9 protein-coding genes and 1 tRNA gene are annotated in these 10,742 nt (G+C 54.1%); 1 reads left to right on the forward strand and 9 read right to left on the reverse strand.

The window, feature by feature from the left end; genetic code table 11:
• Nucleotides 1-325 precede the first annotated feature (325 nt).
• The 3 genes from gltA to pth all read right to left on the reverse strand — a co-directional run bounded on the left by gltA (nt 326) and on the right by pth (nt 3,432).
• Nucleotides 326-1,723 carry an NADPH-dependent glutamate synthase gene (gene gltA / locus HMPREF1493_RS03805; protein ID WP_035427973.1) on the reverse strand — a complete coding sequence of 466 codons (1,398 nt, stop codon included), beginning with the start codon at nt 1,721-1,723 and terminating at the stop codon, nt 326-328.
• Nucleotides 1,711-2,553 carry a sulfide/dihydroorotate dehydrogenase-like FAD/NAD-binding protein gene (locus HMPREF1493_RS03810; protein WP_035427960.1) on the reverse strand — a complete coding sequence of 281 codons (843 nt, stop codon included), beginning with the start codon at nt 2,551-2,553 and terminating at the stop codon, nt 1,711-1,713. The genes gltA and HMPREF1493_RS03810 overlap by 13 nt, the downstream gene beginning before the upstream one ends.
• Nucleotides 2,554-2,850: 297 nt before the next feature.
• Entirely contained in the window at nt 2,851-3,432 is a 582-nt protein-coding gene (pth, locus tag HMPREF1493_RS03815; protein WP_035427962.1) for an aminoacyl-tRNA hydrolase, read from the reverse strand.
• A gap of 193 nt (nt 3,433-3,625) precedes the next feature.
• On the opposite strand from pth, the gene pcp reads away from it, so the two are divergent.
• Nucleotides 3,626-4,315, forward strand: coding sequence for a pyroglutamyl-peptidase I (gene pcp / locus HMPREF1493_RS03820; RefSeq protein WP_035427964.1), 690 nt, complete (start codon nt 3,626-3,628; stop codon nt 4,313-4,315).
• 507 nt (nt 4,316-4,822) lie between these two features.
• Here the strand turns inward: pcp and HMPREF1493_RS03825 are convergent.
• From HMPREF1493_RS03825 to galE, 6 genes are all read right to left on the reverse strand, one after another.
• The gene (locus HMPREF1493_RS03825; RefSeq protein WP_035427965.1) at nt 4,823-5,818 is read right to left on the reverse strand and encodes a ribose-phosphate diphosphokinase; all 996 of its coding nucleotides are present in this window, start codon (nt 5,816-5,818) and stop codon (nt 4,823-4,825) included.
• A complete protein-coding gene (glmU, locus tag HMPREF1493_RS03830) occupies nt 5,819-7,207 on the reverse strand; it encodes a bifunctional UDP-N-acetylglucosamine diphosphorylase/glucosamine-1-phosphate N-acetyltransferase GlmU (protein WP_035427967.1) in 1,389 nt (462 codons plus the stop codon).
• Between the two features lie 69 nt (nt 7,208-7,276).
• Nucleotides 7,277-7,351 (reverse strand) — tRNA-Gln (locus HMPREF1493_RS03835).
• Nucleotides 7,352-7,395: 44 nt separating this feature from the next.
• Nucleotides 7,396-8,325, reverse strand: a complete 930-nt coding sequence (locus HMPREF1493_RS03840) for a peptidoglycan-binding domain-containing protein (protein ID WP_035427969.1) — start codon at nt 8,323-8,325, stop codon at nt 7,396-7,398.
• 2 nt (nt 8,326-8,327) lie between these two features.
• Complete coding sequence (locus HMPREF1493_RS03845) at nt 8,328-9,380, reverse strand: polyprenyl synthetase family protein (protein ID WP_035427970.1); 1,053 nt, start codon at nt 9,378-9,380, stop codon at nt 8,328-8,330.
• 7 nt (nt 9,381-9,387) lie between these two features.
• The gene (gene galE, locus HMPREF1493_RS03850; RefSeq protein ID WP_035427972.1) at nt 9,388-10,443 is read right to left on the reverse strand and encodes a UDP-glucose 4-epimerase GalE; all 1,056 of its coding nucleotides are present in this window, start codon (nt 10,441-10,443) and stop codon (nt 9,388-9,390) included.
• Between the last annotated feature and the right edge of the window lie 299 nt (nt 10,444-10,742).

Genomic DNA, 10,742 nt, shown 5'->3' on the forward strand with positions numbered 1-10,742 from the left:
GCCACGTAGTCTATCTTTTACGCGCCTGATTTCTGCAAAGAATCTGTAAATTCTGCCTGAAAACGTTAAAGAAACTGTGGATTTGCCTGATTTCTGCAAAGAATCGGTGCTGCAAATACAGATTCTTTGCACTTTTCAGGCGCGCGATGGCGAGAAGAGCGCCTGACGAGAAACCCGTGCGCTCGGGTGTTGGGCCGCGGAGTTTTTGGCCATGAAAAAAGACCTGGCACCGTGTGGTACCAGGTCTTTTGTGATTGCATGTTAGCTTGCTGTGTCAGCTGTAACTGAACTGCAAGCCAAAGCTACGTCAGCCAGAACCGGCGGACTAGCCGAGGTGCTTGGTGATGGAAGCAGCTGCTACCTTACCAGCGCCCATTGCCAGAATGACGGTTGCAGCACCAGTTACGATGTCGCCGCCAGCCCAGATGCGAGGATCAGAAGTGCGGCCCTCTTCGTCGGCCTCAATGTAGCCCCACTTGTTGAGCTTGATATCGCCGATCATCTTTGCGAATGGGTTAGCGTTAGTGCCGATTGCAGAAATTGCAACGTCGCAAGGAATGTCCTCGATAGCACCCTCGATAGCAACTGGACGACGACGTCCGTCAGCGTCAGGCTCGCCGAGCTCCATCTTCTGGACGCGAACTGCGCAAACTGCGCCGTCCTCGCCAGCGACAAACTCGAGAGGGGAGACGAGAGGAAGAACCTCAACGCCCTCAGCCTTTGCGTGGTGCAGCTCTGCACGACGAGCAGGCATCTCGTCCTCGGTACGACGGTAAGCAATGATTGCACGCTCAGCACCAAGACGCTTAGCAGTACGAACAGCGTCCATAGCAACGTTGCCGCCACCAAAGACAACGACGTTCTTGCCGTGCTTGGTTGGAGTGTCATACTCAGGGAAGTTGTTAGCCTTCATGAGGTTAACGCGGGTGAGGTACTCGTTTGCAAAGAAGACGTTTGGCAGGTTCTCACCAGGGATGTTGAGAAGCTTTGGAAGGCCAGCGCCAGTTGCAATATAGATTGCGTCAAAGCCCTGCTCAAAGAGCTCTTCTGCATCGGTGATACGACCGACAACAGAGTTGAACTCAAACTTAACGCCCAGCTCCTGAAGGCCGTCAATCTCGCGCTTAACAACAGCCTTTGGAAGACGGAACTCAGGAATACCGTAGACCAGAACGCCGCCGCCAGTGAAGAATGCCTCAAAGACGGTAACGTCAAAGCCGTTACGAGCAAGCTCGCCAGCGCAAGCAATACCGGAAGGACCGGAGCCTACAACTGCAACCTTCTTGCCGTTCTTTGGAGCGATAGCTGGCTTGGAAGCAAGCTCAGGCTGGTCGCCAAGGAAGCGCTCAAGCTGACCAATAGCAACTGGTTCGCTGCGCTTACCCATGATGCAGACGCCCTCGCACTGGTTCTCCTGTGGGCAAACACGACCACAAACTGCAGGAAGCATGGAGGACTCGCGGATGATGTCAAGACCGCGACCAAACTCCTCTGCACGGATAGCCTCGATGAAGCGAGGAATGTTGATGTTTACAGGGCAGCCCTGAACGCACAGTGGATTCTTACAATCCAGGCAGCGGTTTGCCTCTGCAATTGCCATCTCTTTAGTGAAACCCTTGTCGACAGGGCGGAAGTCTTGTGCGCGCTCTGTAGCTGGCTCTTCGTTGTCAGCTGTACGAGGTGCCTTGACGTTTGGAATATAGCGACCGTTTACTTGTGGCATGCGCACCTCGTCTCCTCGTAAGCCTTGATGGACTGGCCTTCCTCGGTGAGGTAGGCTGCCTGACGTGCGCGAAGGTCGTTCCAGTCAACCTTGGTTGCGTCAAAGTCAGGACCGTCAACACAAGCAAACTTGGTCTCGCCGCCAACCTCAACACGGCAGCAACCGCACATACCAGTGCCGTCAACCATGATTGGGTTCAGAGAAGCGATGATAGGTGTGTCATACTTCTCGGCAGTGAGAGTGGAGAACTTCATCATTGGAACTGGGCCAACGCAGAATACGCGGTCGACCTGCTTGTCCTGCAGAAGACGCTCGAGAGGTGCGGTTACAACGCCCTTCTCGCCAAGAGAACCGTCGTCTGTGGTGATGTGGATGTGATCGTCGTCCAGAATGGAACGGAACTGATCCTCAAGCAGCAGCAGCTCTTTGGTACGAGCGCCCATGATTGCGTGGACCTCGCGGCCAGCAGCTACGAGCTGACGAGCAACAGGGAAGGCGATAGCCAGGCCAACGCCGCCGCCGATAACTGCCCATTTGCCCTCGCCCATCTCGGTAGGCTCACCCAGAGGACCAGTGACGTCCTGCAGGAAATCACCAACCTCGTAGGTAGAAAGCATCCTGGTGGTCTTGCCGATTACCATGAAGATAAACTCGACCCAACCCTCCTCAGGATTCCAATCCGCAAAGGTAAATGGAACGCGCTCGCCACACTCATTTGCGCGGACCATAAGGAACTGACCAGCATGTGCATGCTTGGCCATCTGTGGTGCCTCGATGCGGAACTTGAAGACCTTCTCGGAGAACTGAGTCTTTTCGAGGATCTTATACATTCAGCGGTACTCCTCTCCTAACACAACAAAACTGCGAGTGAGTTGACGCGCCGCACTACAGTGTGCCTTCTGGCGAGAAGACAGTAGTAGGTGACGCATGTATCTCACGCATACGAGGTCTGGGTAACCCCGTATTCGCAAACAACATATCTATTGTACTATTTGCGCATGATTCAAGACATGAGTAATTCATGAATGAGCATAAATATTTCGTAGAATGTTTTGCCTGCTAGCTGCAGAGGGCGAGAAGTTCGGTGGGCTCGTGACGTGACGGCATGCGGAGGAGCGCGGTGACTGCTAGCTGCGGAGGAGCTGCTCCACCTGATCGGCGGCCGCCTGAGCGGTGACCAGGAAGTCTTCCAGGTTGTTTCCCTTGAGCTCGCGCAGAACAAAGTCTGCCACCGGCATCTTTCCAGGAGGGCGACCGATGCCAAACTGCAGGCGCATAAAATCCCTGTTCTGGAGCTTGTCGGCGATGGAGCGCAGGCCGTTATGCGAGTTGAGTCCGCCGCCTTCTTTGAAGTTGAGCTGGCCCTCTGCGAGGTCAACTTCGTCGTGAATGACCAGGATTTGCGCAGGTTGAAGGTGGTGTGCACGAGCAAGTTTAGAGAGGGGACCACCGCTGGTGTTCATGAAGTCCTGGGGTTTGGCCAGGAGTACACGGCGTTTCTCGCCAGATGCGGCGCCGGGAGCTGAGGCTTGAGCTGCGGGAAGGGTGATCTCCGCGACCTGGCAGCCCGCCTCGCTTTTCCAATACGAAACGCCGTGGCGCTCGGCAAGGGCATCGACGACGGCAAAACCAGCATTGTGCCTGGTGCGCGCGTATTTTTCGCCAGGATTTCCCAGGCCCGCTACAAGCACAATTTTGTTACCGTGCATCGAATTTCCTTCCGTTTGAGATGTGTACGTTTATGATGGTAAGGGAAAACGACAGGTTCGACCAGCGTGAACTGAGCTCGCGGTTGGCAGTCTAGCGGCGGCGCGCGTGACGTGCAGCGATCGGCGCGCGGTGAGCAGCGTGCGGTGAGCAGCGTGCGGGGCATGCGGCGTTCAACTGAGGTGCGGAGGCAAAATGAAGAAGATTCTGGTTACCGGATTTGAGCCTTTTGGTGGCGCGAAAATCAATCCAGCTTGGGAGGCCGTGAAGGCGTTGCCCGAGACTATTGTCGGTGCCCAAGTGATAAAACTGCACGTACCTGTTGAGTTTGGCGCTGGCGCTCAGAAGGTTATCGACGCGCTTGAAGCGGAGCGTCCCGAGATTGTGCTTTGCGTGGGCCAAGCGGGTGGAAGAAGCAAGATTACGCCCGAGTTTGTGGGCATCAACTGGGCTCACGCGCGAATCCCCGACAACGCGGGCAAGCAGCCGCTCTCGCAGCGCATCATCGACGGCGCTCCCGACGCGTATTTTGCGTCACTGCCGGTAAACGCCATGGTTGCCGCCATGAACCAGGCGGAGATCCCCGCGGCGGTCTCGTACACTGCGGGAACGTACGTCTGCAACGACGTCATGTATCAGGTCCTTCACGCGCTGGCCACGAGATTCCCGGAGACTCGCGGTACGTTTCTGCACGTACCGTTCGCAACAGAGCAGGTTGTCGAGAAAAACGCTGCAGCTGCCGAGAAGGCTGCTGCCGCCGAGAAGACCCGCCAGGTTCCAAGCATGTCGCTGGAGATGATGACTCGCGGACTGCAGATTGCACTGGAAGCGGCGCTTGCGAACGATGTTGACCTTGCGGATTCCGAAAGCGGAACGACCTGCTAGAACACGTGCTGCTGAGGGCGGTTTGCGAGCGCACGGGTTTCTCGCCAGGCGCGCTTCTCGCCATCGCGCGCCTGAAAAGTGCAAAGAATCTGTATTTGCAGCACCGATTCTTTGCAGAAATCAGGCAAATCCACCGATTCTTTTATGCTTTTAGGCAAAATTTACAGATTCTTTGATGAAATCAGGCGCGTGAAAGATAGACTGTCTGGCCCTGAATTTTTGAGCCTGAAAACCTCGCCATGTCTGAGTAAAACAGCTCAGACATGGCGAGAAAAACCGGCAAAACCACTCAGACTTGGCGTGTTTTCCGGCAAATCGTTCAGACATGGCGAGAAAATCAGGCGCGCAGCAGGCGTGCACTGATCGCGCGCCAGCTCACACCGCTACCTGGCGAGAAACCCGGTCCACTCTCAGCGTTTCCGCACAAGAAACCCGGTATCCACACGAAATGGATACCGGGTAGAAATCACTCGCAACCTGTGAGCCACGCGCAACTGACTTGCAATCTTACAGGTTGAAGTCGCCGCCGAAAATGTCGGAGACAGGGCGATCGGTGTAGACAGCGTAAATTGCCTCGGCAAGCTCGTTTGCAATGGTAATCGTCTTAATCTTGGAACCTTCCTGGTTTGCTGCAGCGCAAGGAATTGCATCAGTAACCACACATTCCTCGATAGGAGCACTATTGAGGCGCTCAATTGCAGGACCAGAGAAGACGCCGTGGGTAGCGCAGACGTAGATGTCGCCCGCGCCCATTTCCTTCAGCTTGACAACAGAAGCGCAGAGGGTACCTGCGGTATCAATCATGTCGTCGTTAACAATGCAGGTCTTGCCCTTGATATCGCCGATGATACCCATAACAGCACTCTCGTTGTGACGAGGACGGCTCTTATGTGCAATAGCAAGGCCGCAGTCAAGGTAGTCGGAAAGCTTCTTAGCTGCCTTTGCTCGACCCATATCAGGGGAGACAACAACGGTATTCTCCCAGTCAAATGGCTTGTTCTTAAAGTAATCGCCCAGAAGGTAGAGAGCAGTCAGGTGAGAAACAGGAATGTCAAAGAAGCCCTGGATCTGGCCCTGGTGCAGGTCAAGGGTGATGACGCGGTCAACGCCAGCGTTCTCAAGCAGGTTTGCCATCAGACGAGCGGTAATAGGCTCGCGAGCAGCGGCTTTGCGGTCCTGACGAGCATATGCGTAGTGAGGGATAACCACAGTAAAGCTGTTAGCAGATGCGCGCTTTGCGGCGTCAGCAACAATCAGCGTTTCCATAACCAGGTCGTTGACGTTGACACCAGCCAAAGATTGAATGAAGAAGACCTCGTCGCCGCGGACAGACTCGTCAAAGCGAGCATAGATTTCTCCGTTAGCAAACTTCTCAAGGAGAAGACCTTGTAGCTCTAGGTGAAGAATGTCTGCAACTTTACGAGCCAGTTCAGGGTTGCCTGTACCGGTGTAGAGCTTGATGTTTCTAGCAACTAATAGCGGATCACTCAGGTTCTCGAACATCTAGTCCTCTTTCTCAAGCTTGTGACGCCTCTGGGCGGCGTATCCCTCAACAATTTTCTGCTCAGAGCGCTCGAGTGCAAGCGCGTCTGCTGGTACATCCTTTGTGATGCACGAACTTGCCCCCACAAGTGCGCCATCACCAATTGAGACAGGTGCCACCATCATGGTATCGGATCCAACAAAGACGTTGTTGCCAATATGTGTCTTGAACTTGTGGTAACCATCGTAATTGCACGTAATTGAACCTGCGCCAATGTTGACGCCGGAGCCCATGGTAGTGTCACCAATGTAGGAGAGGTGAGGTACCTTAGAGCCTTCACCGATAGTTGAATTTTTGATTTCAACGTGGGTGCCTGCTTTGGCATGAGGCATAAGGTGAGTGCCTGGGCGCAGGTAAGCGCGAGGACCGCAGGTAGCAAAGTCGTCTACCTGTGCGTTGATAGCAACAGTCTCATCGACAACAGCGTCGTTGCCAACAAGCGTGTCGGTCAGACGAGTATTAGGGCCTACCACGCAATTCTCGCCAATTGAGGTCTTGCCGTAGAGCATAGTCTGCGGGAGAACCTCGGTGTCCATACCAAGCGTGACCTCGGGGCCAATCCAGACGGAGGTTGGGTCCAGCATGGTAACGCCCTGGCTCATCCAGTGCTCGTTGATGCGCTCCTGCATGATGCGGGTGGCAACGGCAAGCTCGGAGCGGGAATTAACGCCCAGCGCCTCTTTGTAGTCGTCAACGTGGACGGCAGCAACAGGCTCGCCCTGGCTTACATAGAGACCTACCATGTCGGTGATGTAATACTCACCTTGCACGTTGTCATTGCCGAGAAGATCGATGTTTGCGGTCAGTCTTCCGCCACAGAAGCAGTACACGCCAACGTTGCATTCACGCTCTTGCTCGCGCTGCTCAGGTGTAGCGTCTTTGTGCTCAACAATGGCAGTTACCTGGCCGTTAGAAGAAATGACGCGACCATATCCGGTTGGATCTGGTGGCGTCATTGTGAGTACCGTACATGCGTTGTGGTGAGCTTTAGTTTCTGCAACAAGGTCCAGAATAGACTGTGCGCGCAACAGAGATGCGTCACCGTTGATAACAACAACGGGTCCCTTGAAGCCACCAAGAGCATCCTTTACAACCTTGACGGCGTGGCCGGTGCCAAGACGCTCAGTCTGGGCAACATACTCAAGGTTAGGGAAGCAAGAAAGTGCAGATTTAACCTCGTCAGCGTGGTTACCAACAACCACAATGACGCGGTCAGCGCCAGCAGTAATTGCGGCGTTGACACTCCACCAAACAAGGGGTTTATCTAGTAATTTGTGCACAATCTTAGGGTGGTGGGACTTCATGCGCGTTCCCTCGCCTGCAGCGAGGACAATCGCAGTAAGTGGCATACGTAAGCCTCCAAAGTACTTCGTATTACTCGATACGAGTGCGTCCCTACACAAAAGTTGCGTAAAAAATGGCTGGGGTAGTAGGATTCGAACCCACATTCCAGGCACCAAAAACCCGTGTCCTAACCGTTGGACGATACCCCAATGTAATCACTACGTTGGTTTTGTCCGCAACCCTATTAAGTGTATCAGCTTAGCGAGGCAAATGCTCCACAAATTGCATCAAGAACAAGAACTGCCAAAGTCTGTGCGTCTGCGGTAGTAAACGAGCCGTCTACGTTTGTTCCTTCTGGCAGCACAATCTTGATAGGGGAGCCCGTTGCATCAGCAGACTCAATAGCGGTGCGCAGTCTTGCTGGCAGCGTCTCGTTTTCTTCCATAGAAACAGAGCCAATACCAACCTGTCCGCGGGCGGGCATGCTTGGGGCATAGGCTGTGGTTAGAACCAAAATAGTGGCTGCATCGGTAGGGGAATCGGCGCGATCAATCATGGTCATGCCGCTTGCCTCAGTAGTTGCCTTAGAAAGGTTATAGACGCGAGCAGCTACGTTTCTAGAGATAGGATCTTCTCCCGTTATAGCAATGCAGGTGGTCTCAAGAACGTTTGCTGCACGAGCAAAGCCCATAGGACCCTGTGGGTGAGGGCCTTTTGCCTGCTTACCAGACCAAACGTGGCGCAGACGCTCAATAGCGTCGAGGGTATCCTGGAATGCCATACCGTCAGCAAGTTCGCCGACGCTTTCCTGGAAGAGCTTAACGGCAGCCTCGGTGTGAACACCGTAATGGCCATCAACTTTTCCGCACGAGAAACCCAAGATGTTGAGACGCTCTTGCAGCTGACGCACGTCATTGCCGTGGAAGTTAGGAAGACGAAGGTAGAGAGTTCTGTCTCCTAGCTCATAGCCCTCATCGACCATGATTGCCCAGGTAGAGGCATCTACTTCTTCTCCAAGAGAAAGGTCATGGTCAAGCCTAAAGCGCGCAACGGCGCGAGCAGTTGACTTGCCAAAGGTGTGGCTCTGGCGCTCATCGTCTTCGATGGTGTAGCCAAGCTTTACGAGGCGTTCCTGAATGTCTTCAACGGCAGCACCAGTGCTACCAGGAGTAATAGGATCCATAATTACCTTTCTCGGTTCACAAAGAAGTCTGCCATAGACAAAAGTGTGTCGCGAGCGTCTTCAGTAAGTATCACGTTTTCAAGCACGTGTTTTGCCTCATCAACTAAGGCAAGAGCGTGCGTGCGGACAAATTTTATCGCATTAGCGCTTTCCATAAGCTCCACAGCGCGCTGAAGCTTCATAGTATCGCCTGTATGCGCAGAAAGTATGGAGACAAGCTCTGTCTTTTCTGCTGGGCCAAGATGCTCAAGTGCGTAGACCACGGCGAGCGTGCGCTTGCCTTCAGTGATGTCTGACCTAAAATCTTTGCCCTGTACCTGGGCGTTTCCAACCAGGTTAAGAAGGTCGTCTTGCAGCTGGAAGGCAAGACCTACCTTGAGGCCAAACTCTTTGAGTGCGTCAAGCGTTTTCTGGTCAGCACCACCGATGAGCGCACCCAGTACCAGGGGATATGCAGCAGAGTAATAGGCGGTTTTGGAGAGCGCCATAAAAAGGTATTGGTCAGAAGTAACATCCCAGCGCTCGTGCTGTGCCCAGCCAAGGTCGAGCGCCTGACCCTCAAGGGTGTGCTCCTGCATGGCGAGAAGGGCGTCGATCACGCGAACTTTAAGCTGGTCAGAGAGGTGGTCGGCCACGGTAACGCGTCTGACAACATTGACCAGGGCAGAATCACCAACGTTGATAGCAAGTCCGGTACCGAGTGTCTTGTAGAGGCACTTCTCGCCACGGCGCAGCTCTGATTTGTCAGCAATGTCGTCGTGGATAAGGGCTGCCGACTGGAAGTCCTCGATGGCGCAGGCTACGGGCAGAGCGGCTTCTGCTGAGCCTCCAACAGCCTCGGCGCCCAGGCAGCAGAGGACCGGGCGCACGCGCTTGCCGCCGCCCGCGCTGAAGTGAGCGAGTGGCTGGTAGAGGTAGGTGTTCAGGTCTCCGCGGGTGCGCTCCGAGGGCGTGGATGTTGCTGCCGCGGGCGCTGCAGATGCCGTGGGGAGTCCGCGCATGATCTCTGCCTCGACGGCAGGGAGCTTTTGTGTGAGGTAGTCGGCGAAGTTCACGGAAGTCCTAGCCGCGATAGCCGTCTGGGTTCATCGACTGCCACTTCCAGGAGTCGCGGCACATGTCGGCGAGGTCGTACTGAGCCTTCCAGCCAAGCAAGTCAGCAGCTTTCTGGCAGTCTGCGTAGTTAGTTGCAACGTCACCTGCGCGGCGAGGCTCAATAACGTAAGGAATCTCTTTGCCGCAAGCCTTTGAGAACGCCTTGATAACGTCAAGTACCGAGCTACCAGTGCCAGTGCCCAGGTTGAAGATTTCAACTCCCGTGCGGCCAGCCATCCATTTAAGTGCAGCTACGTGGCCGGAGCCAAGGTCGCAAACGTGGATGTAGTCGCGAACACCCGTGCCATCTGGGGTGTTGTAGTCGTCGCCAAAGACGTGAACAGCTTCGCGCTTACCCACAGCAACTTGAGCCACATAAGGTACCAGGTTGTTTGGAATACCTGCAGGATCTTCTCCGATGAGGCCCGACTGGTGAGCGCCAATAGGATTGAAGTATCTAAGCAGGACAACGTTCCACTCTGGATCCGCGGTGTGAACATCGGTGAGGATCTGCTCAATCATCCATTTAGTCCAGCCATAAGGGTTGGTTGCGTTCTTCTTGGGGCTTTGCTCGGTCAGAGGAAGGTTATCTGGGTCTCCATAAACCGTTGCTGAGCTCGAGAAAATAATTGACTTGCAATCGTGGTTTCTCATGACATCAAGAAGGGTGAGGGTATTGCCCAGGTTGTTTGTGTAGTACTCAATAGGCTTGGTGACGGACTCGCCAACAGCCTTGAAGCCTGCGAAGTGAATGACAAAGTTAATGGCGTGCTCATCAAAGATGTGGTTGAGAGCATCTGCATCGTTGACGTCTGCCTCGTAGAACGAAAGGCGCTTAGCGTTTTCTTCTCCCACTATGGTTTTGATGCGATCGATAACCTCTGCCGAAGCATTGGAAAGGTCATCAACAATTACGGCCTCGTAGCCGGAATTGAGCAGTTCAACAACGGTGTGGCTGCCAATAAAGCCCGCGCCACCGGTGACAAGTACGCAGGAATTTTGTGGAATCAGAGTGTCAGACATATCAATCCTTTCGTGGACTTATATCGTCATAAGTATACGGCTTTTCTGCGAAACGTTGGGCGTTGCGAGCACACGGGTTTCTCGTCAGGTGCGCGTGCGGGCGCACGGGTTTCTCGGCAAGTACTCCTTTCTGGCATCGCGCGCCTGACGTTCACTATGCGAACCTAACGTTCACTATGCGCGCCTAAAAAGTGCAAAGAATCTGTATTTGAGGTACCGATTCTTTGACAAAATCAGGCAAATCCACCGATTCTTTTACTTATTTAGGCAGAAGTTACAGATTCTTTGAAGAAATCAGG

This window comes from Atopobium sp. ICM42b, assembly GCA_000564995.1.
Lineage (GTDB): Bacteria > Actinomycetota > Coriobacteriia > Coriobacteriales > Atopobiaceae > Lancefieldella.